Below are 22,340 nucleotides of genomic sequence, written 5' to 3'. Positions count from 1 at the left end.
CTTTCTCTGGTTTTCTTGGTTTTCATCTGAGCTTGATGCGTGGATCGATGAACGGTGCGACAGTGTCGGCCAGGAGATTGCCGAGCACGATGGCAAAGGCCGAAACCAGGGTGACCCCCATGATGATCGGAATGTCGATGCGCTGAATGGCCTGCCAGGCTAGCTGGCCGATGCCTGGCCAGCCGAACACGCTTTCGACAACCACGATGCCGCCCATGAAGATGCCGATATCGATGCCGATCATGGCGATGACCGGCAGGATGGCGTTGGGCAGCGCGTGCCGGAGGATAATGGCGCTGCGTGCAAGACCCTTGGCACGCGCGGTACGCACGTAGTCCTGGCGCAGCACGTCGATCATCGACGAGCGCATCATGCGGGCGTACCAGCCGGCGCCGAGAATTCCCATGGTCAGCGACGGCAGCACCAGATGACGCCAGGTGCCGTAACCGCCGATCGGGAACCAGCCGAGCCGCACCGCGAACACATAAAGCAGCATCAGGCCGACGACGAATTGCGGCGCCGAGACGCCAACGAAGGAGGCGACCATCAGCGACTGGTCGGTGGCGGTGCCACGCTTGACGGCGGCGATGAGGCCCATCGTCAGCCCGATCACGACTTCGCAGGCAATGGCGCCGACCATCAGCAGCAGGCTTGCCGGCAGCCGCGAGACGATAAGCTCCGTGACCTCCGAGCGCTGAATGTAGGAGCGCCCCAGATCGCCGCTGAGAAGGCTGGTCAGATAGTGCCAATACTGGACGACGAAGGGCTGGTCGAGGCCGAGCTGCCGGCGGATGTTTTCGACCGTCTCGGGTGTGGCGCTGCGGCCGGCGATCTGGCGGACGGGATCGGCGGGCAGCAGGTAGAGCAGCGCAAAGGTGATCAGAGAGACGCCGAGCAAGATGAGCACCGACTGGACAACGCGGCGGCCGAGATAGGCGATCATGCCCGCCCCCTTTGCGTCGGATCGAGGATGTCGCGCAGTGCGTCACCGATCAGGTTGAAGGCCAGCGCCAGTGCCAGGATCGCCGCACCGGGAAAGAAGACCAGCCAGGGCGCGGCCTGGAAATAGGTCTGGTTCTCGAAGATGATGTTGCCCCATGACGCGGTCGGCGGTTGCACGCCGATGCCGAGATAGCTGAGCGTCGCTTCGAGCAGCACCGTGGTCGAAATACCGAGCGTGCCCCAGACGATGATCGTCGGCAAAAGATGTGGCAGGATATGGCGGAACAGGATGCGTGGAGCGCTAGCGCCGATGGTGCGCTCGGCATCGATGAACTCGCGTTCGGAGAGCGAACTTGTCTCGGTGTAGATGACGCGGGCGGTCTGCACCCAGTTCACCAATGCGATCACCATGGCGACGATCCACAGGCTCGGCTGGAGCACCGCCGCCAGGCAGATGGCGAGCAGCAGCGCCGGGAAAGCCATCATCAAATCGGTGAAGCGCATAAGCGCGCTGCCGATCCAGCCGCGGAAATAGCCGGCGGTGATGCCGACCAGCGTGCCGATCAGAAGCGCCACGCCATTGGCGACGATGCCGATGATCAGCGACGTGCGCGCGCCGAATAGGAGACGGGTCAGCAGGTCGCGGCCAAGCAGGTCGGTGCCCAGCCAGAACTGGGCTCCCGGCGGCAGTGGCGCGCCTTCAAGCGTGAGCCCGTCGAACATCTGCTCGTTTGGATCGTAGCCTGTCAGCCACGGTGCAAGAATGGCGCCGGCCAAGACAACGGCAATAATCCCGAGGCCGAGCAAAGCGAGAGGCCGTTTTAGCAGACGTCGCCAGACGCCGGCGCGAGGCTTGGCTGGCATACGCCCGGCGGCCGAAAGCTCAGGCGCGATCGGATTGGTCATCGTCGCCTTCTTCTTGTGTCATCGCCACGATCCTGCGCGCGGCTTCCTCGACACTGATTTGCCAGCTCATCGCCAGCGAGCGGAGCTGCGCATAGGCACGGCCGTCCTCGGCGCCCTTCGACAAGACCTCTACCGCGCGTACGATGGTCTGGCGCTCCGCGACCCGCTGACGAAGCGAGGCAATCTCGCTGGCCAGAAGCTTGCGCGCCTCGAAACTCTGCCTTGCGATTAAAAGTGCGCTATAGACGCCGGCATTGCCGACCGGTTTCAGCAACTGCGCATCGGCCTTGTGCGACAATGCCCATTCGACGCGCCCCGGCGCCTCGGAGCCGATCAGTGCTATCAGCGGCATCGGCGCCTCGCCCGGCTTCCACGGAAATTGCTCGTCAAAGCCGAGATCGACGTCGAAGAAGACGAAGTCCGCCGCCAAGGCTTCGGCCGGCAGTTCCGGCCAGAAGCCAATCGCCTCAAGGCCGATGGCCGACAATTGCCTTGTGATCGCCTGCACGGTCGGATGTGGACGATGCAGGACAAAAGCCCTGGCGCCTCCAAGGTTCGGGATACGCGCCATCTTGCTCACGACACCACCCGCAGGCGTGGCCGCCCGAACGTCTCCGTCCGGTCATAGCGGGAAAGGTAGGGATCGGGTGCCACGCCCTTCGTCAGTGTGACCGTTTTGAACGATGTTCCATCGATACGTCCGATTAGCACCGGCAAGGTAGCATGCTGGGTTTGCTGGTCGATGGCGATGTCGCCCAGCGGCGTTCGAAATGATGTTTCGGAAAAGACCTTGGGAAGGTCCGTCCATTGTGCACCGGGGTTAAGGGTGAGGATCTCGGCGAGCATGCGCACCGAGGCATAAGCCGCCGCCTCGAAGGATGAGGCCGGCATGACGGAAGGCACTGGAACCGCACCGCGATCCGCCCCCGAGATGTCGTGAAAATAGGGCCCAACGGAAAGGTGGCCATCGCCTGCCCCGTTGAGCGCCGGCAATTCGCATTCCGTGAGATTGCAGGACAGGATCGGGCAACGCTCCGGCCTGAAATGCGGGTCGCGCCGGCCAAGCTCCGCATAGGCAGCGATGAAGGCATAAGAAGAAGGGCCGATGAGATTGTTCAGAATGAAATCAGGTCTCGTCGCCTGTATCTCCGCGATCAGCCGCGCAACATCGACCTCGCCGAGCGGCAGATAGCGTTCGCCCAGCACCTTGCCGCCAGCGTCCGCAATCAGGTCGCGCGCCACGCGGTTGGTCTCCCAGCCCCAGATGTAGTTGGAACCGAGCAGGAAGCCATCGGCGCCGAAACGAGGCACGACATAGGCGAGCAGCGGTACGAGATGCTGATTGGGGCAGGCGTGTGTGTAGACGACATGCTCGTTGGCTTCGAAGCCCTCGTACGGGCAGGCGTACCACAGCGTGCCGCCTGCCCTTTCCAGGATTGGAATGACCTCCTTGCGGCTCCACGAGGTGACGCAGCCAATGATGTGACGCGCGCCGCTGTTGGCGAGAATGTCCGCGCAGCCGCTTGCATAGCGATCGATGTTGCCCTGCGGGTCGCGCTCGATCGGGATGAATTCGAATGGGATAGCGAGATCGCCGTTGACGTCGGCGATGGCGTTCATCGCACCCGCACGGCAGGATTCGGACACCAGCCGGTAGTTGCCGGACCGCGAATAGAGAATGCCGATGTCGATATGCCGTTTCAAGCAATGCCTCAAAAATGACAATGCCCCGCAGCCACCGCCGCAGGGCGAGGCATACGAGGCATTCTTGCCGCCCGGCGGTCGGAGCCGGTATTTGTCCTCACCGTATTACGCCCGCGCTCCCAGTCAAGAGCCGCCACGCGAAACTTTGGCCAGCCGAAACGGTTCGGCGCGCAGCACGCAACTCATGCCGCTGGTTGTGCAGAGTCCGCCAGGAACCAAAATTGCTGATGTCCAGGTATGGGGCCGGACAAACCCGGTTCGCTACCATTCAAAGCAACGACTTTAATATCGGTTTACCTGAATCTGCTAGCAGCAATGACGCCGGTTTTCGTCGGTCAAGCAAAGGGTTCCACCTTGCCGCAGCAATTCAGCACTCCGTTCGGTCACCGGGGCGATGCCAACTGGCCGAGGTTGCACGGCTTCATGGGCGTCGAGTTGGAACGCGCGCCCGATGTTCTCGTGCCTCGCGTCGCCTTGGCCCGGAAGCTCGGTGGATGGGACTTTGGTGGCGGGAGCCGGGCTTGAGCGTCATTCGCGCCTTGCAAGGCGCCGACCTCCCGGCAGTTGCGAACATGTTTCAGCGCGTGCTGTTGAAGGAGAGGACCGAAGCGCCGGCCTCTCTCGTGGAATACATGCAACGGTTTTATCTGGATGCGCCCGGTTGCGCAGACAACCTCCGGTCGCTTGTCCATGTCAACGACGCCGGTCGCGTCTCCGGATTTGTCGGCGTCCACGTCCTGCCGATGACGTTCAACGGCCGACAACTACGCGCGGCCATCTGTAGCTCGCTCATGGTCGAGGACCATGAGCACGACCCGCTGGCCGGCGCCCGCTTGCTGAAAGCTTACCTGGATGGTCCGCAGGACATCTCCTTCAGCGAGACGGCCAACGATATTTCCGTGAAATTGTGGACCCGGCTGCGCGGCGTGGTCCTGCCGCAATACAGCCTTGACTGGGTCCGTGTGATGCGCCCCGCGGCCTTCATGCTCAGCCTTTCCGCCAATCGCATGGCGCTTGCGCGAATGCTCAATCCGCTGGCGCGTGCAGTCGACCGATTTTACTGCAGAAGGATGACGTCCAGCGAACGACGTTGGTCGGGTGTGGCGGTGGACGGGGCAGGCCACGGAGCATTTCGTACATCCGAAATCGACAGCCATGCATTTGCCAGGCTCATCGAACCGTTTACCGCTCAATTCGCCCTGCGGCCTGACTGGACGGAAGATCAACTCGACCACATCCTGACAGATGCGGCACAAAAGCCGGATCTGGGGGAGCTTGTCTACGTTTGTGTGACGTCGCCAGTCGGCACCAATGTCGGCGCTTTCGCCTACTACGCACGGAAGTATGAAATTGGTCGCGTGCTGCAGATCTTCGCCCTCCCCGGCCAGGCGGGCCCGGTGATTGACTGCCTGATCGATCACGCCGCCACGCGCGGCGTCAGCGGCCTGCGCGGACGTATTCAACCTGCACTTCTGGAGGCGATGCTTGGACGACGCATTGCTTTCCTGACCGTTGCCTCAACGGTGGTACATTCACGCGATCCAGAGCTTTTGGACGCGATGAAGAACTCGCAAGTCTTCCTGAACGGCCTTGCGGGCGAGCAGTGGAGCCGGCTTATCGGGAGCCGCTTCAGCTAGAGCGGGATGCGTTCAAGTTGAAGCGGGCATCCCGCTCTAACTATTTATTTTAGGCGCGTTTCCACTTGGCTGCAGAGTGCTTGGGTCAAAACCCAATCACTCTGAACGACCGAGTTCGACCCTTTGCCGTCATCCAGTTGGGAGCGTCGCATGACGCTCCGTGACCCAATCACGACGCTCACTCCGGTCAGTGGTAACGTCCGGATTTGGCGCGCGATTCCGACCTCAGCGAACGAAGTTATGACACGCCATTCCAGTGTATGCTTGCTTCGCCAAATTGGGTGTGCGCTGCAATAGCAGCCCGAGACAGTCGCGCTTGCCGAAGGGGCTGTCGGCTTTGACGGGATTGGCGTAAGCTACAGTTAAGGGGGTGCACACATGCACCGCATCATCGCCATACTGATCTTGGTTCTCGCGGCCGTGTTCAGCTCCGCACGGGCGGAGGTGCTGATCGGCGTCTCGGCTGCGATGACGGGACGGCTCGCCTGGATCGGCGAGCAGGGACAGCGCGGCGCGGAGATGGCAGTGGCCGACGTCAACACGGCGGGCGGCGTGCTCGGCCAGAAGGTGAGGCTCATCTCGGTCGACGACTTCTGCGATCCCGAGCAAGCTGTGGCGGCCGCCAAGAAGCTGGTGGCTGACGGGGTCGTGCTCGTCGTCGGGCATTATTGCTCCGGGGCCTCGATCCCCGCATCAAAAGTGTACGAGGAGGCGGGCGTCGTTGAGATATCCCCAGGCTCGACCAATCCGCAGCTGACCGAACAGGGCCGTGCCAATGTCTTTCGCACCATTGGCCGCGACGACGCGCAAGGTTTCATCGCTGGCAACTACCTTGCCGATCGCTGGGGCAACAAGAAGATTGCGATCCTCCACGACAACTCGACCTATGGGAAGGGTCTCGCCGACGAGACCAGGAAGCAGCTGCACAAGCGGGGCGTGACTGAGGCCGTTTACGACGCATACATTCCCGGGAAGGACGACTATTCGGCCGAGGTCGCTACGTTGCGGACCGCCGGCGTCTCCGCCTTATATGTGGGTGGGTATCATGCCGAGGTTGCGCTGATTGCTCGCGCTGCACACGACAGTGGCTACACGGTTCAGCTCATATCCGGAGATGCTTTGGCGACCGAGGAATTTGCCCTGATCGCCGGCCCCGCGGCGGAGGGGACCCTCTTCACGTTCCCGGCGGACGCGAGGCGAAGCCCCGAAGCGGCCGCGGTCGTTGAGCAGTTCCGTGCGGAGAATTTCGAACCCGCGGGCTACACGCTGTTGAGCTACTGCGCGGTCCAGGTTTGGGCCCAGGCGGTCTCGAAGGCAGGTTCGCTGGAGCCGAAGGCCGTCATTGCGGCACTGCACGAACAGGAATTCGACACCGTGATCGGCCGGGTCGATTTCGACGACAAGGGCGACCTCACGAAGCAGAGCTGGGTTTGGTACGTCTGGCGCGGCGGAGAGTACGTGCCGGTTGAATAGGGTTCGCTGATCGCCGGCGTGCCGGCTGAGATGTCTAGTCTGATGCAGACCAGTGTGGCCGGACTGTTCCGACTCGCCGAGATGCTTGAACGCCTCGGCATACGTGGCCGGCTGTTGCTCGCCTTTTTCGGGATCAGCGCCCTTGCGGTGCTGGCAACGGCTGCGGCGCTTTATGCCTTCCTCCAGGTTGGCGACGTCGTGGACCGAATTACCACGGATCGAGTGCCGTCGGCGCTCGCCTCCCTCCAGCTGTCGCGCCAGGCCGAACGGGTCGCTGCTGCCGCGCCATCGGTGCTGGCAGCGACAAGCAGGGCTCAGCACAGCGAGGTCTCGGCTGCCGTCGCGCTCGAGATGTCCCGCCTCGAGGCCCTGCGCACGGACCTCCGGGATGCCACGTTGGGCACAGTGCCTTTGGCCGAGATTGAGGAAGCCGCGATTGTTCTGAGGCGCAACCTGAAGGAGCTCGACTCTCTTGTTGTCGCCCGGCTCGACGTGGTCGCCCGCAAGGAGGAGCTCCTGAACCGCCTCGCCGCGACGACAACCGGAAGCCAGCGCCTTGTCGCCACCGGCATCCTAGTGATGGATTCCAGGCTGCCGCAATGGCGGGCGGTCGCGGCCGACACGTCGCTGTCGCCCGATCGACGCGCAGCGGCGATGGCCGACCTGGTCCAGGCGATTGCGGCCTACATCCCCCAGCAGAAGGCGCAGCTGGAGATCTCGGCAGTCAACGACGCGCTGGTGAAGGTCGCGAACGCGCCGACGCCGGGCGACCTGGCGTTGATCCTTTTTCCGCTACGCCGTTCGCTCACTGCTCTTGAAAAGGTCTCCACGGAGATCGACGAAAAGCTGCGGACCCGCTTTCGGCAGCGTGTCGATGAGTTCAAGGGCTTGACCGACGGCGAGGACAGCATCCCCAAGGCGCGGGAGGACGAGTTTGCTGTCCTGGCACAGGGCGAAAGGCTTCTGGCCGAGAACAATCGACTGTCGCGCAATCTCACCGCTGGCGTCGATCGCCTGGTCGCCACGGCAGACCAGGAGATCGCTGCGTCCGGTCGCGAAGCCGCGCTCGTCCAGCGCTACGGCACCGCGGTTGTGCTCGGCTCCGCCTTCCTCAGCCTCCTGAGTTCGGTTCTGGTTGTCTGGCTCTATGTCGACCGCAGCCTCCTCGCCCGACTGGGGGCCGTGAGCCAGGGCATGCTCGCGATTGCGGGGGGCAACCTTCGTGCGCCGCTGCCAGCCGCGGGCAGCGACGAAATCGGGCGCATGGCCGAAGCGCTGAGACTTTTCCGGGATACTGCCGTCGAGGTCGAGGAAAAGAACCTGCGCGACGTTGCGGAAGCTCGTCAGCGGCTCATCGATGCCATCGAAAGCATCTCCGAAGGATTCGCTCTGTACGACGGGGAGGACCGGCTCGTCCTCAGCAACAGCCGCTACCGCGAATTGCTCTACGCCGGTCTGGAGACCGAACTGACGCCCGGCACGATATTCGAGCAAATCATTCGCCGATCCGCTGAGCGCGGCTACATCAGGGACGCCGAGGGGCGGGTCGAGGAGTGGGTCGCCGAGCGCCTCTCGCGGCACCGCAACCCTGGCGAACCTTGGGTGCAGCGGCGAGGCGACGGGCGATGGGTCATGATCAGCGAGCGGCGGATCAGCGCCGGCGGCACGGTCGCCGTCTATTCGGATATCACTGAGCTGAAGCAAAGGGAGGAGAACCTCGCCGAGAAATCCGTGGTTCTGGAGGCGCTTTCCAGCAAGCTGGCGAAGTATCTGGCGCCCCAAGTGTATCGCTCGATATTCACCGGCCGCCAGGAGGTCAGGATCGCCAGCCAGCGGAAGAAACTGACAATATGCTTCTCCGATATCGCGGGCTTTACCGAGACCACTGACAAAATGGAATCCGAGGATCTCACCCAACTCCTCAATCACTATCTGACGGAAATGTCGAAAATTGCTTCGGATCACGGCGCTACGATCGACAAATATGTCGGCGACGCGATCCTGATGTTTTTCGGCGATCCCGAGACTCGCGGCGTCAAGGAGGACGCGCTGGCTTGCGCGCAGATGGCACTTGCAATGCAAAAGCGGATTAGCGAGCTTGCCGAAGTCTGGCGGGACATGGGGATCGAAACACCGCTGCGCTGTCGCATCGGCATCCATACCGACTACTGCACCGTCGGTAACTTCGGCAGCGAGGACCGGATGGACTACACGATAATCGGCGGCGCCGTGAATCTCGCCTCGCGCCTGGAGCAGGAGGCGCCGCCGGGGACAATCCTCATTTCCTACGAGACGTTTGCGCAAGTGAAGGACGCAATCGACTGTGAAGAACTGGGGCAAGTCCAGGTCAAGGGGATCGCCTATCCCGTCGCCACCTACCGCGTCATCGATCTGAAGGCCAATTTGGCGGCCGCTCGTCGTGCTGTTCGGACCGAGCTGCCGCACTTCAGGTTGGAACTTGAACCGGAGCTGATGTCCCCTGACGAGCGTGGCGATGCCGCCAATGCACTTCGAGACGCGCTGGATCGGCTTCGTCACAAGCCTGGGTAGTAGGGCTTGGTCCACAACGACCCCTCCCAATGGACACAAGGAGTGGGATGTGGGACGCCGCTCATTGGCGCTGTCGATGCGAAGGCCGCAGAACGGTCGCGGTCAGTCTTCGAACTCGGGCGGAACGTCGGCATCGGAGCCGAGACTTAACATTCACGGCATCACTGGCATGGGTCCGGATATGGCGCAACGTGCTCGTTCTCGCAGATGAGACGAACGGCAACTTCCCGCCCATCTCGGCCATGACGGCGGCCTGGGACGTGGCCGGTCTCGAAGCAGGTCAGGTACCGAGTTCTTCGACTTCCTCGACGAGTTGCGGACGCATGTGCAGATAACGCGTCGCCTTGCGTTTGGCGATGATATCGGCCCAGACGTGTTCCACTTGTGAGGCGGCCAACCCCGCCGCCTGCCCCACCACCTCAGCCGCCACGCCGTTGTTGAGACCGTAAAGGCAAAGATCCATACGGTCATAGGGAAGCGAGAAGTAGAACTCCTCCTGGGTCTGCGCCAGCGAGTAGGTATCGGTGGTCGGAGGCCGGTTGCGGATTTCTTCCGGAATACCGAGATGGGCCGCAAGCGCATAGACCTGTGTTTTATAGAGGTGGGCAATCGGCTTGACGTCCGCGGCGCCGTCACCGTTCTTCACGAAGAAACCCTGATCGTATTCCAGCCGGTTCGGGGTTCCAAGAACGGCGAAGTTCAGGCGATCCGCATGATAGTATTCAATCTGCTTGCGGGTGCGCTGCTTCATATTGGTAGCGGCGACGACGCCGAGATAGACAGGCAGCGGCATTCTCCGTTTCGTCTGCTTGCCCTCCGGGTCTTGCACCACCAGGGACGAGATATTGTAGCCCCCGCCCTCAAGGGCGTTCGCGATCACGATCTTCGAAGCCCAGCCTTCGCCGTATTCCGGGACCAATTCGCGGATGAAGGCGTCGCGACGCCTGTAGCAGCCCATTGCGCGCAGGATCGGCCCGATATCCTCCGTCACAGCCTCGACACCGAAAGTTTCGGCGACGAGGCGGCCGAGCCGCAGACTTTCAGGATCGGAATCGCTTTCCGGCATGAACAGGCAAAGCACATTCTTGGGGCCAACGGCTCGTACCGCCAACGCGACCGACACGCTCGAATCGATCCCGCCCGAAAGACCGAGCACAAGGCCCCGCTTGCGAAGCCCGCGCAACTGCTGGCGCAAGGCCGTTACGATACGGTCCGTTTCGGTGATCAGGTCGATTGCCAGAGCCTGCGCCAGAAAGGTCCGCGCATCCTCGGTCGGGCGAACATTCATTGCGCGGCCTCCATGGTTTCTGCCGCAAGCCGACGGCTGACCTTGCCGGTATCGGTCTTCGGCAGCTCGCGGCGGAACTCGACGACCTTGGGGACCATGAAGTCCTCAAGGTGGCGTGCACAGTGACGTATGATATCCTTTTCGGTAAGCGCCGGGTCGGACCGTACTATAACTGCGCCGATCGCATGCCCGAGCACGGGATCCGGCACACCGACAACCACCGCTTCCGCGATGCCCGGATGAGCGTGAAGCACGGCTTCCACTTCCTTGGGCGCCACCTTCTCTCCCCGCGACTTTATGATGTCGTCCTTGCGGCCGACGAAATAAAGAAAGCCTTCCTCATCGGCCCTGAAAAGATCGCCGGTGTAGAGAACCTTCTCCCAAGGGTTCGGACCCCGGCGCAGGGCTCGTGCCGTCGCAGCTTCGTTTCGCCAATAACCCTGCATGACGTGCGGCCCGCGAATGACCAGCTCACCCGCTACGCCCGGCGGCACCCGTTGCCCCTCGTCGTCGACGACAAAGGCTTCGGTGTTCGGAATGGCTATTCCGACCGAGCCCGGCCGGCGGTCGAGCTCCTCGGGCGGCAGATAGGTGCAGCGCTTGCATTCCGTCAGGCCATACATCGAATAGAGCCTGACACCGGGGAAAAGGAACCGAAGGCGTTCGATGTGAGGCGGCGGCAAGGCAGCCGCCGTGTTGGAAATATAGCGAAGGCTGGGCAGGAAGCCCGGCGCCAGGTCCCTCAACTGCAGGATCATCGCTGCCATCGTGGGCACGAGCGGAAGCCCGGTGACGCCTTCCTGGCGGATGCGTTCAAAGACCGCCTGGGGAAAAGCGAAGGACTTCTCGAGCACGAGCGTGGCGCCGAGCCTGACGGCCATCAGCAATTGATAGAGGCCGTAGTCGAAAGCGAGGGGCAGAACATTCAAGATGATGTCGTCGGGCGAGTTGCGCAGGTAGTTGGTGATGGAGTCGGCCGCCGCGTCGCAATTGCGGTGCGTCATCATCACACCCTTGGGCCGGCCGGTCGAGCCCGAGGTGTAGATCAACATCGCAAGATCGACGTCAACGCCGCGATGGTCAATCTCCCTGACTTGGACCGTCAAGCACTCCGCCAGGGATGTGGCCCCTGCCGGGCATTGGCTATCGGCAGCAACGGTGGAAGCCACGAAGATGCCGGTCTTGCCGGAGGACGTCTCGCCGGAGGATCCGGACGCCTCGGCGACCACGGGCATCAGTCTTGCTTGCGTGAGGATCGCGGCGGCATCGCAATCGGCGATGATGTAGGCTAGCTTTTCGGCCTTGGTGGATGCGTTGATCGGACTGAAAGTCGCGCCTGCTTTAAGAACTGCGAAAATCGAAACCGCAGCCTCCCAGCAATTGTCCATGAAGATCAGCACCCGGTCGTCGCGCCTGACGCCATTCAAAAAAAGGGCGGCGGCCAAGCGGCTCGAGAGATCGTCCAGCTCTTTGTAGCACAGCCTTTTGTGCTCGGTGATCAATGCCGTTTTGGCTGGATGGGCAGCGGCCTTCGCCGTCAGAAAATGTTCGATCCGCACGGACGCTCCTCACCGATGGCGCCTATGCTGCCAGCGCTTCTGCTTTTGCCTTGACGAAGGCTGAGATACGGTCAATCGAATCCAGATTGGCCGGTACGATGTCGGCATCGACCATCGCTATGCCAAAATCATCCTCTATGAATGCCACTAGCTCCAACACGGCCGTCGAGTCGATGATGCCGTTCTCGATCAGTGATGCGGTGTCTGCAAGCTCGTAGGACGTGTCGCCGAACAGGAAGTTGTCGACGATAAAGGTTTTGACCTTGTCCTTGATTGCTACCATGATTTTTCATTCCCTCGATTTCTCAGGCCGCTCGTGCTTCACCGACCTTTTCGCCGGTGAAAATCTTCTGCCACAGTTGCGCCGACAAAATGCCGACGAAAGCCGCATTGTCGCGGAATCCGGACGCTGGCTGCAAGCGGCATTTCTCGTGCAGGTTCGCCACCGCCTTGGCGTTGAATAGTCCTCCGGAGGCGATACTCGCCTCGCTCAGCGAGTCGCGTACGTAGTCCAATTCTCCGGCTCCCACGAAGGAGCGGGCTTCCGGCGCCCGGTAAGGCTGTTTGGTGCGCTCGCGGATGGCCGTCGGAAGCAGGTGCTTGGCAGCTTTGCGCAATATGTGTTTTTCCACCAGTCCCTTCAGCTTCATCTCCGGCGGAAGTCTTGCCGCAAACTCCACCAAGCGATGGTCAAGGAAGGGGAACCGCCCTTCGATACCGTGCGCCATGGCCATGCGATCGCCCTGGCTGGAGAGGATGTAGCCCGGCAGGAGGAAGCGGGTTTCTAGATATTGCGCCTGATGCAGCGGATGCCACCGGGAAAACGCCTCAGGCAACCGGCTGGCCAGGTCCTCGGCTGCGTCATACCCCTTCAATGTCGCGCGCAGGTCACCGGAAAAGAACATCTTCGCCGCTGATGTGGTCTTGAAACGCGGCCGATGCGAGAACAGCGGATCGTCCAGGGCAGCGCTGCCGGTTCCGAAGAACGCAGCCAGGTACTCCACGGACTGCTGTTGCAGGCCCGGCAGATAGGGATAAAGCTTGCGGAACAGTTGTGGCCTTATGCGCGATGCCGGCTGTCGCGCGCAGAAACGGCGAACCCGCGCTTCCTTGAAGACATCATAGCCGGCAAAGACCTCGTCGGCGCCTTCGCCTGTCAGCACTACTTTCAAACCGGCCTGGCGAACGAGGCCGGACAGTTGATAGAGGGGGGCTGGGGCCGTGCGGATGATCGGCCGCTCGGTAAAGCGGATGACTTCGGGAAACGCACCGGCGATATCGCCGGCACGACACGCAATGGTTCGATGGCGTGTGCCAAGTGCTGACGCCATTTCGGTCTGGAAGGCGCTTTCGTCATGCTCGCCGCTGTCGAACGTCACGGAAAATGTCTGCAGCTTAAGAGGAGTCATGCCGGCCGCGAGTGCCGAAACGAGGGATGAATCGAGCCCGCCCGAAAGGTAAGAACCGACCGGCACGTCGGCGCGCATCCGAAGCCTCACCGCGTCGGTCAACAGGGCCTGCAGTTCCTCGGCCGCGTCGTCCTCATTGGTGATCTTCGATGGCCTATCCGGATACGGGTAGTCTAGGTGCCAATATGGTTTGACCGTGACTTGCCCCTGTGTCGCGATCATCACGCTTGCCGGCTCCAGCTCGTGGATGTTGCGGAAAGCCGTGCGTGGAGCGATCGGCGCCCACAGCGTAAAGATCTGGTCGAGTGCAATTGGATCGATTTCGGCCGAGACGCCGGGTACCGTCAGCAGGGCCTTTATCTCCGACGCAAAGTAGAGCACCCCGTCCTTGCTGGTGTAGAACAGCGGCCGAACACCCATGCGGTCTCTTGCAAGCACCATCCGCCGCCGCCGGTTATCCCAAATCGCGAAGGCGAAATCACCGTTCAGGAGCGACAGACAGTCTTCGCCCATCTCGTCATACAGCTGCAGGAGAACCTCTGTGTCGCTCGACGTGCGGAAGCGTCGGCCCTTGGCCAGCAGCCCTTCGCGCAATTCCACGTAGTTGAAGATCTCGCCGTTGAACGCAACCGTCAAATCGCCGGTTTCGTCGGACATCGGCTGCTGGCCATCACCAATCCCAATCACCGACAGCCGCGCATGCCCAAGTCCAGCCTCGGGCGCTACGAATTTCCCTTGTTCATCCGGCCCGCGATGGGCGATCGCAGACGTCATGCGCGCAAGCAAAGCTTCCGCATCCCGGACTGAACCGAAATAGCCCCCGAATCCGCACATCCACACAGCTCATACTGAACAGCAAGCCACGAAACATAGCGGTCATAAGCGCCTCAAAGGTTAATCGGATACGTTTCAGCGAGCATGTGGTTAACAGGATGTTAGGACAAAATGATGCTTTTTGCGGACCGACTTGCGCCCCACTTCAGATGTCAGCTTGAAGGCATCACGGCGAGCGGTGCAAATCACTGCTTCGAGTACGGCCGGTACCAGTCGACAAACTTCTTCAGCCCGTCCTCTATCGAAACGCTAGGCCTGAAGCCGAAATCCCGCTCCAGCGCGGTCATGTCGGCGTAGGTCTTCTCGACGTCGCTCGCCTGCATCGGCTCGTTGTGGCGGATTGCCTTGACCTTGAGCAGCCTTTCCAGAATGTCGATGAAGTCGCCCAGACGCACCGGCCGGTTGTTGCCGACATTGTAGAGCCTGTTCGGCGGAACGTCAGCCGCCGGCGGCTTGTCGAGCACGGCGACAACCGCCTTCACAACATCGTCTATGTAGGTGAAATCGCGCCACATTTCGCCATTGTTGAAGACCCGGATCGGCTTGCCCTTGAGCATCGCCTGGGTGAACATCCAATAGGCCATGTCGGGACGGCCCCAGGGACCGTAGACCGTGAAAAACCGCAGGCCGGTCTGCGGTATGCCGAACAGATGGGCGTAGGTGTGGCTCATCAACTCATCGGCTTTCTTGGTGGCGGCGTAAAGCGAAACGGGCTTGTCGACCTGATCGGCTTCGCTGAACGGCACGCTGCGGTTGCCGCCATACACCGAGCTCGACGAGGCATAGACCAGATGCTCGAATGCCGGTTCGGCGCGACAGAATTCGAGCACTTCGAGGTGGCCCATGACATTGGAGCGGATATAGAGCCGCGGATTGTCGAGTGAGTGGCGCACGCCCGCCTGCGCGGCAAGGTGCACGATCCTAACGATGCCTTGCCCGGCCAAAGCGGCTGCAAGCGCGCCCTGTTCGGCAATATCGATCTGGTGGAACGAAAAATCCTTATGGGGCAGAAGGCCGGCAAGCCGCCCCTTTTTGAGCGCCAGGTCGTAATAGTCGTTCATGTTGTCGACGCCGACGACCGCTTCTCCCCGGTCGAGCAGATGGTGGCAAACGTGGCTGCCAATGAACCCCGCGGCTCCGGTGACAAGTATAGGCAACAAGCTTCTCCACGCGCATAGCCGGGCCGGTATCTGGAGCGGCAGATCCGGCCCATTTTGTCGTGCTATAGTCGAAAGCCGAGGTGGAGACCACCATTAAGCTGATGCGTCAGCTTGCCTCGCGCATGGCTTCGGCCGCCTGCAGGTCAACCGACACCAGTTGGCTGACGCCTTGCTCGGCCATGGTCACCCCAAACAGCCGGTCCATGCGCGCCATGGTGATCGGGTTGTGTGTGATGATGACGAAGCGCGTTTCGGTGGTTGCGGCCATTTCGTCCATCAGATTGCAGAAACGCTCGACATTGTGGTCATCGAGCGGCGCGTCGACTTCGTCGAGCACGCAGATCGGCGCCGGGTTGGTCAGGAACACGGCGAAGATCAGCGACATCGCCGTCAACGCCTGCTCGCCGCCGGACAGCAGCGTCATCGTCTGCGGCTTCTTGCCGGGCGGACGCGCCAGGATCTCGAGCCCCGCTTCGAGCGGATCGTCGGACTCGATCAGTTGCAGCTCGGCGGTGCCGCCGCCGAACAGATGCGAAAACAGCCGTTGAAAATGGCCGTTGACCACCTCGAAGGCGGCGAGCAGCCGCTCGCGGCCTTCGCGGTTCAGGCTATGAATCGCCTGCCGCAGCTTGCGGATCGCCTCGATGATGTCGTCGCGCTCGGAGACGATGGTCTCCAGCCGGTCCGACAGTTCCTTCTGCTCCTCCTCGGCGCGCAGATTGACGGCACCGAGCCGTTCGCGTTCGACCTTCAGCCGGTCGAGCTGACGCTCGATCTCGGCCATTTCGGGCATCGGGCTGTCGGGTTCGAGGCCGGTGTGGCGGATCACCAGATGCGGCGGCGTGTTCAGCGTTTCCTGGATGCGCGCCTCGACTTCCAGCCGACGCTCGTCGGCGGCGGTCAGCCGCTCTTCGGCGCGAACGCGGGATTCGCGCGCCTCGGCCAGCGACTGGATGGCAGCAGTCGCAGCCTTGTCCAGCTCGGACTGGCGGTTCTCCGCTTCCTGCAAGCGGTCGCCCGCCGCCTTGCGCAGGCTTTCGGCCTCGGCGAGTTGCGACAGCAGGGCGCGCCGCTTGGCGTCGATCTCGTCGGGGGCGTCGGCCAGTTGCTCGCGCTCGGCCTCGGCCTCCGCCTTGCGTTCGCCGAGCGCCGCGATCTGTGTCGAGGCGTTTTCGGCTCGCTCCACCCAGTTGCACCGTTCCGCGCCGATGGCATCGAGCCGACGCGCACGTGCCTCGGCTTCCCGCCTCAGGCCCTCGTGAACGGCACGCGCATCGGCAAGGGCGGCGCGGTCGCGGGCGACGTTGGCCGCCGACTGCTCGAGCTGCAATTGCAGATCGCCGAGATCGGGCGCGTCCTGCAGCAGCATTTCCGCCTCGACGAATGCCGCCGCCGTTTCCTCATGGCTGTCGACAATGCGTGCGCGCGCCTCGTCAAGTGCTGCACGCCGGCTCGACAGCTCGCCGCCGGCTCTTTCGGCCTCGGCCAGCGTATTGCGGGCAGCATCGAGCCCGTGCTGGGCATCGCGTCCGGCCTGTCGGGCGTTGCGTTCGGCCTCGCTCGCCTGGGCACGCGCCTGTTCGGCCCGGGCAAGGGCTTGTTCAGCTTCGCGCAGGGCGCGCGTGGCATGGACTACTTCGGCATCGAGCTCGGCCAGCCGGTTTTTCTGCGCCAGCCGCTGCGCGGCGGCGGTCGGGGCATCGGCGCTGGCGGTGAAGCCGTCCCAACGCCAGAGCGCGCCTTCGCGGCTGACCAGCCGTTGACCGGGAGCAAGCAACGTCTGCAGCCGTCTTCCGTCGGCGGCTTCGACAATGCCGATCTGGGCCAGCCTGCGGGCCAGCTGTGCCGGCGCACGCACAACGCTGGCGAGGCTCCTTATGCCTTCGGGCAATGCGGCGTCGGCAGGCTGGATTTCGCTCTGGCCCCAATGCACCGGCGCACTGCGGTCGAGCGGCACGTCGAGATCTTCGCCAAGCGCGGCACCCAGCGCCGTCTCGTAGCCACGCTCGACGCTGATCTGCTCCAGCACCGAGGGAAATAGATCGCCGCTGGCGGCGTTGAGGATCTTGGCCAGCGTGCGGGCCTCGGTTTCGATCCGCGCCAGCTCGGCCTTTGTGTCCTGAACCGGTGGGCGGGCAGCACTTTCGTCTGCACGCGCCTCGGCGACCGCCTGTTCGGCGGCAATGGCGGCTGCCTCGGCCTTTTCGAGCAGCGCCAGCGCCTGATCGACCAGTAGCCGCTTCTCGGCGGGATCGGGCAGGCCGGCGACCCTGGAGACGATCTCCGACAGTTCGCGGTCGACATCGGCAAGCTGGCGGGCAAAGCGGTCGCGGCGCTCAGCGGTGTCGCGCAGCGTCCGTTCGATCTGGTTGCGCGAGGCGGCAGCCTCCGCCCGTTCGGCGGTCAGCGCGGCGAGCCTGACCTCGCTCGAGGCAAGCGTCGATGCCGCCTGCTCGAAAGCCGCGCGGGTGCTGGCCTCGCGCTCGGCGGCGCCGGCGTTTTCGGCATTGAGCGCGGCTTCTTCGGCGGCGAGGCGTTCGAGGATATCCGCATTATCGCGGACCATGCGCTCCTCACGGGCAAGGTCGCCATCGAGCTGTTGCAGTCGGCGGTCGAGCTCTGCCTGGCGGGCGCGGATGCGGCCCGCCTCTTCCTCGATCTGCGCCTTGGCGATCGACAGACGCTGGAAGGCGGCGGCGGCAGCGGCTTCCGCATCGCGCAAGTCCGGCAGCCGGTGGGCGTTGATACCTTGTTCCCTGGCGGCAGCCATCTGGGCGGCGGCACGGTCGCCGACCAGCGCGGTGGCAATTGCCAGCGCCGAACGCGCTTCCCCTTCCTGCGTCTTGGCCAGCGTCCAGCGCAGATGCAGCAGCGTCGCTTCGGCCTTGCGGATGTCGGCCGACAGGTTCTTGAAGCGCGAGGCCTGGCGGGCCTGGCGTTTCAGGCTTTCAATCTGGCTTTCCAGCTCGCCGACGACGTCGTCCAGCCTTTCGAGGTTCTGTTCCGCCGCCTTCAGCCGCAGCTCGGCTTCGTGGCGGCGCGTATGCAGGCCGGAAATTCCGGCCGCCTCTTCCAGCAGCGCGCGGCGCGCCTGCGGCTTTGCCTGGATCAGCTCGCCTATGCGGCCTTGGCCGACCATCGAGGGCGAGCGGGCGCCGGTCGACTGGTCGGCGAACAGCAGCTGAACGTCCTTGGCGCGAGCCTCCTTGCCGTTGATGCGGTAGAGCGAGCCGGCCTCGCGCTCGATGCGGCGCGAGACCTGCAACTCATCGGCGTCGTTGAAGGCGGACGGCGCGGTGCGGTCGCTATTGTCGAGGAACAGCGTGACTTCGGCGGTGTTGCGGGCCGGACGCGTTCCCGAGCCGGAAAAGATGACGTCGTCCATGCCGGACGCACGCATGTTCTTGTAGGAGCTTTCGCCCATAACCCAGCGCAGCGCCTCGACCAGGTTCGACTTGCCGCAGCCGTTCGGCCCGACTATGCCGGTCAGGCCGCGTTCGATGACGAACTCGCCGGGTTCGACGAAGGATTTGAAGCCGAGCAGGCGAAGGCGCGAGAACTTCATTCGCGCCGGCCCATAGCCAAGTTTCGCAACGCTGTTCCGCGGTTTTGCAAGGAGACCCCGCGGCAAGACAAAGAAGTGCGCACGCCGAAGCGACGCCGCTTCGGCGCTGCCGAAACGTCAGAGCAGAGGGTCGATGATGGCCGACATTTCCGCAATCGACATCGCCCCTTTGTAGGTCTTTCCGTTGATGAAAAAGGTCGGTGTGGAATCGACCTTGAATTCGTCGGCGCCGCGCTTCTGGACGGATCTCACATCGTCCAGAAGTTTCTGGTCCGTCAAGCAGGCCTCGAAGGACTCCTGTGTAAAACCGGCAAGCTTGGCGATTTGCAGCAGTGCGTCCTTGGTATTGTTCACACCAACCCAGTTCGCCTGCTGCCTGAACAGCACGTCGACCATCGGGAAATAGTTGTCCTTGGAGCAGCGCGCCAGCATGAAACCGGCCTCGGCGCTGGGATCGAACGGAAACTCGCGCAGTATGTAACGGGCCTTGCCGGTGTCGATATATTTCGTCTTCAGCTCCGGAAAAGTGGTCTCGGCGAAATGCGCGCAATGCGGGCAGGTCATCGATGCATATTCGACTATGGTGACCTTTGCATCGTCCTTGCCGAGTTGCATGTCGGGCAATGCGCCGGGCTTCAGCAGTGCCGCCATATCGACCGTGCCCTGAGCCTCCGGCGCCGCCGCGGCGGCCGGAGCGGCCGGCTTCGCAGGTTCCGGAGCCGCAGGCTTCACATCCTGCGCCTCGGCTTTCTCGCCCGAGTCGCTGCAGGCGGCAAGCAGCGCCACCGCTGGTATTGCGGCCAGCGAAGTCAAAAGGTTTCTGCGGGACAAGGAACGGATCATACGAATCACCTGGCAATAGTTGGATTTTGCAATGCAAAGTCTACAAAAAGCGAGAGTTGGCGCGAATTAAGGCATTACCGCCCCTATTCCAATCGCCAAATCCGGGCATACCATCACGATAGCGCGAGATCACGGTTTCTTTTGACCGAGAATGGTGGCGCCAAGCCGCTCTAACGAGGCGCGCAGCCCGCCGTCCTCGATCAAACCAACGGTGCCCGACAGCTTCGCTTTCTCGGCCGCAGTCAATGGCCGCAAACTGGGTTTCGGCTTGTCCTTGCCCGCCATTACCGGCTTCTGCACGATCCTGATCCGACCGATCGCATTGAAACCGAGGAAGGCGTTGACCCGGTTGATGATCTGGCCGGTCTCGTGCTGCAGATGCAGCGCCGCCACACCCTCGCAGGCAATCACCAGCACCGCCGGTTCGAAAGGATCGTCCTCATGTATGCGGCGCGGCCACTGGATCTTTTCCGGGCGCGAGCGGCCGGCAAGCCGCGGCCCGGCAATTTCTTCCCATGACTGGACCAGTCCGATCGACATACCGGCCCGTTTGCGCAGCACTGGGTCGAGGATCTCGGTTGCGAGATCGCTCACCGGAACGGGATTGCCGAAGGGCCTTTTCCCTGCCATGTGCGTTCTCCAGCTTCAGCACCAGTGGATTAGGGCCGACCCTCGATCAATGGCACTGCACGACCAGACCCGCAAGGCCGTATCCGGAGACAATGTCGAGATCGCCTCCCGGCTGCTTGCCTGGTACGACACGCATCACCGCGACTTGCCCTGGCGCGTTTCGCCGCGCGCGCTGGCGGGCGGAGCGCGGCCCGATCCCTATCTGGTCTGGCTTTCCGAGGTGATGCTGCAGCAAACCACGGTCGAGGCGGTAAAATCCTATTTTCGGGCGTTCGCAGAGAAATGGCCAACGGTCCAGGCGCTGGCGGCGGCACCGACCGAAGACGTCATGAAGGCCTGGGCCGGGCTCGGCTATTATTCCCGCGCTCGTAACCTCAAAGCCTGTGCCGATCTCGTCGCGCGGCAAGGCGGCCGCTTTCCTGACAGCGAGTCCGGCTTGAAGGAACTGCCCGGCATCGGCGCCTATACGGCGGCGGCGATCGCAGCGATCGCCTTCGACCGACCAGCCGCGGTCGTCGACGGCAATGTCGAACGGGTCGTCTCACGGCTGTTTTCGATCGCCACGCCGCTGGGCGAAGCCAAGGGCGAGATACGCGGCCAGGTCGAACGCATGGTTCCCCCGACAAGGCCCGGCGACTTCGCGCAGGCGATGATGGACCTGGGCGCGACGATCTGCACGCCGCGCCGGCCCCGCTGCATTCTGTGCCCTGTTCGGGTGGACTGCAGCGCCACGATTTCGGGCGACCCCGAACGCTTTCCGGTCCGCCTGCCCAAGGCCGAAAGACCCTTACGCCGCGGTGCCGCCTTCGTTGCCGTCAGGTGCGACGGCGCCATCCTTCTGCGCAAGCGCGCGGACAAAGGCCTGCTCGGCGGCATGACTGAGGTGCCGACGACCGGCTGGACGGCGCGCATAGACGGCGCTACCACGGAAGCGGCGGCCCCGCTCCCCGGCAACTGGCAGCAGGCCGGACGCATCGGCCATATCTTTACCCATTTTGCGCTTGAACTCGACGTGTTCAAGGCGGAGACCGACGTTGCCGCCCCGGTCGGGCATTTCTGGTCGCTGGCCCATGAAATTTCCGGGGAAGCGCTGCCGAGCGTCATGAAAAAGGTAATCGAAGCGGCGATACCGGGCGCGACGAAAAAGCAGCGGCCGCGTTGAAAGAGAGAAGAATGACTGAAATCCGCCACATCGTTTTCGACATCGGCAAAGTGCTGATCCACTATGATCCGGACCTGCCCTTCAGTCGCTTGATCCCCGATCCCGACGAACGGAAATGGTTCTTCGACAATGTCTGCACGCATGATTGGAACATCGAGCAGGATCGCGGCCGCAGTTGGGAAGAGGCCGAAGCGCTGGCGATCGCGCAATATCCCGAGCACGCCGAAAATATCCGCAATTTCCGCCGGCACTGGCACGAGATGGTGCCTCACGCCTATGAGGACAGCGTCGCCATCATGATCGGCCTGATCGACAGCGGCCATGACGTGACGATGCTCACCAATTTCGCTGCAGATACGCTCGCCGAGGCCCGCGAGCGCTTCGATTTCCTCAATCGGCCGCGCGGCGTCACCGTTTCCGGCGACATCCGCCAGATCAAGCCGGATCGCGCCATCTATGACCACCACGTCGCCGCGTTCAGCCTCGAGCCGTCAGCGACGCTGTTCATCGACGACAGCCAGAAGAACGTCGACGGCGCCAAGGCGGCGGGCTGGCAGTCGGTGCTGTTCACCGATGCAAAGACGCTCAGGGCGGACCTTGAGAGTCTTGGGATCAAAGTGTGATTTGAATCGGTTCCAGGAGTTGGTTGAGCCTTCGCATTAACCGATCTGCCGCAAC

17 protein-coding genes are annotated in these 22,340 nt (G+C 62.8%); 5 read left to right on the top strand and 12 right to left on the bottom strand.

Annotation, left to right across the window (positions count from 1 at the left end; all coding sequences use genetic code 11):
- Positions 1-22: 22 nt before the first annotated feature.
- From NKH28_RS08075 to NKH28_RS08060, 4 genes are read right to left on the bottom strand one after another with little or no spacing between them, the layout of a single operon-like run.
- Positions 23-943 carry an ABC transporter permease gene (locus NKH28_RS08075; RefSeq protein WP_352470630.1) on the bottom strand — a complete coding sequence of 307 codons (921 nt, stop codon included), beginning with the start codon at positions 941-943 and terminating at the stop codon, positions 23-25.
- Positions 940-1,806 carry an ABC transporter permease gene (locus NKH28_RS08070; RefSeq protein ID WP_352470704.1) on the bottom strand — a complete coding sequence of 289 codons (867 nt, stop codon included), beginning with the start codon at positions 1,804-1,806 and terminating at the stop codon, positions 940-942. The genes NKH28_RS08075 and NKH28_RS08070 overlap by 4 nt, the downstream gene beginning before the upstream one ends.
- 19 nt (positions 1,807-1,825) lie before the next feature.
- Entirely contained in the window at positions 1,826-2,428 is a 603-nt protein-coding gene (locus tag NKH28_RS08065) for an ANTAR domain-containing response regulator (RefSeq protein ID WP_352455770.1), read from the bottom strand.
- On the bottom strand, positions 2,425-3,552 hold the full coding sequence (locus tag NKH28_RS08060) for a transporter substrate-binding protein (protein ID WP_352470631.1): 1,128 nt from the start codon (positions 3,550-3,552) through the stop codon (positions 2,425-2,427). Before NKH28_RS08060 ends, NKH28_RS08065 begins: the two co-directional genes overlap by 4 nt.
- A gap of 521 nt (positions 3,553-4,073) precedes the next feature.
- Here NKH28_RS08060 and NKH28_RS08055 point away from each other — a divergent pair.
- From NKH28_RS08055 to NKH28_RS08045, 3 genes are all read left to right on the top strand, one after another.
- Positions 4,074-5,189, top strand: a complete 1,116-nt coding sequence (locus NKH28_RS08055; protein WP_352612440.1) for a hypothetical protein — start codon at positions 4,074-4,076, stop codon at positions 5,187-5,189.
- Between the two features lie 378 nt (positions 5,190-5,567).
- A complete protein-coding gene (locus NKH28_RS08050; protein ID WP_352470633.1) occupies positions 5,568-6,662 on the top strand; it encodes a branched-chain amino acid ABC transporter substrate-binding protein in 1,095 nt (364 codons plus the stop codon).
- Positions 6,663-6,743: 81 nt separating this feature from the next.
- A complete protein-coding gene (locus NKH28_RS08045) occupies positions 6,744-9,212 on the top strand; it encodes an adenylate/guanylate cyclase domain-containing protein (protein WP_352470705.1) in 2,469 nt (822 codons plus the stop codon).
- A gap of 280 nt (positions 9,213-9,492) precedes the next feature.
- On the opposite strand, the gene nadE is transcribed toward NKH28_RS08045, so the two are convergent.
- The 8 genes from nadE to NKH28_RS08005 form a co-directional block, all read right to left on the bottom strand.
- Positions 9,493-10,500, bottom strand: a complete 1,008-nt coding sequence (gene nadE, locus NKH28_RS08040; protein WP_352470634.1) for an NAD(+) synthase — start codon at positions 10,498-10,500, stop codon at positions 9,493-9,495.
- Positions 10,497-12,059 (bottom strand): class I adenylate-forming enzyme family protein, encoded by a 1,563-nt coding sequence (locus tag NKH28_RS08035; RefSeq protein ID WP_352470635.1) that lies wholly within the window; start codon positions 12,057-12,059, stop codon positions 10,497-10,499. Before NKH28_RS08035 ends, nadE begins: the two co-directional genes overlap by 4 nt.
- 22 nt (positions 12,060-12,081) lie before the next feature.
- Positions 12,082-12,345, bottom strand: coding sequence for an acyl carrier protein (locus tag NKH28_RS08030; RefSeq protein WP_352470706.1), 264 nt, complete (start codon positions 12,343-12,345; stop codon positions 12,082-12,084).
- 19 nt (positions 12,346-12,364) lie between these two features.
- The gene (gene asnB / locus NKH28_RS08025) at positions 12,365-14,302 is read right to left on the bottom strand and encodes an asparagine synthase (glutamine-hydrolyzing) (RefSeq protein ID WP_352470636.1); all 1,938 of its coding nucleotides are present in this window, start codon (positions 14,300-14,302) and stop codon (positions 12,365-12,367) included.
- Positions 14,303-14,487: 185 nt separating this feature from the next.
- Complete coding sequence (locus tag NKH28_RS08020) at positions 14,488-15,459, bottom strand: NAD-dependent epimerase/dehydratase family protein (protein ID WP_352612436.1); 972 nt, start codon at positions 15,457-15,459, stop codon at positions 14,488-14,490.
- Between the two features lie 109 nt (positions 15,460-15,568).
- Entirely contained in the window at positions 15,569-19,027 is a 3,459-nt protein-coding gene (smc, locus tag NKH28_RS08015) for a chromosome segregation protein SMC (protein ID WP_352470638.1), read from the bottom strand.
- 117 nt (positions 19,028-19,144) lie between these two features.
- Positions 19,145-19,870, bottom strand: a complete 726-nt coding sequence (locus NKH28_RS08010; RefSeq protein ID WP_023674158.1) for a DsbA family protein — start codon at positions 19,868-19,870, stop codon at positions 19,145-19,147.
- A 129-nt stretch (positions 19,871-19,999) separates the two neighbouring features.
- A complete protein-coding gene (locus NKH28_RS08005; RefSeq protein WP_352612433.1) occupies positions 20,000-20,500 on the bottom strand; it encodes a DUF721 domain-containing protein in 501 nt (166 codons plus the stop codon).
- Between the two features lie 49 nt (positions 20,501-20,549).
- Between NKH28_RS08005 and mutY the strand changes: the two genes are divergently transcribed.
- Both mutY and NKH28_RS07995 read left to right on the top strand, forming a co-directional pair.
- Entirely contained in the window at positions 20,550-21,662 is a 1,113-nt protein-coding gene (mutY, locus tag NKH28_RS08000) for an A/G-specific adenine glycosylase (RefSeq protein ID WP_352612431.1), read from the top strand.
- 11 nt (positions 21,663-21,673) lie between these two features.
- A complete protein-coding gene (locus NKH28_RS07995; protein WP_352470642.1) occupies positions 21,674-22,285 on the top strand; it encodes an HAD family hydrolase in 612 nt (203 codons plus the stop codon).
- The last annotated feature ends 55 nt before the right edge of the window (positions 22,286-22,340 follow it).

This window comes from Mesorhizobium sp. M1227, from assembly GCF_040318315.1.
Classification (GTDB): domain Bacteria; phylum Pseudomonadota; class Alphaproteobacteria; order Rhizobiales; family Rhizobiaceae; genus Mesorhizobium.
The sequence above is the reverse complement of the archived record's forward strand: the minus strand, read 5'-3'. Positions and strand labels throughout refer to the sequence as shown.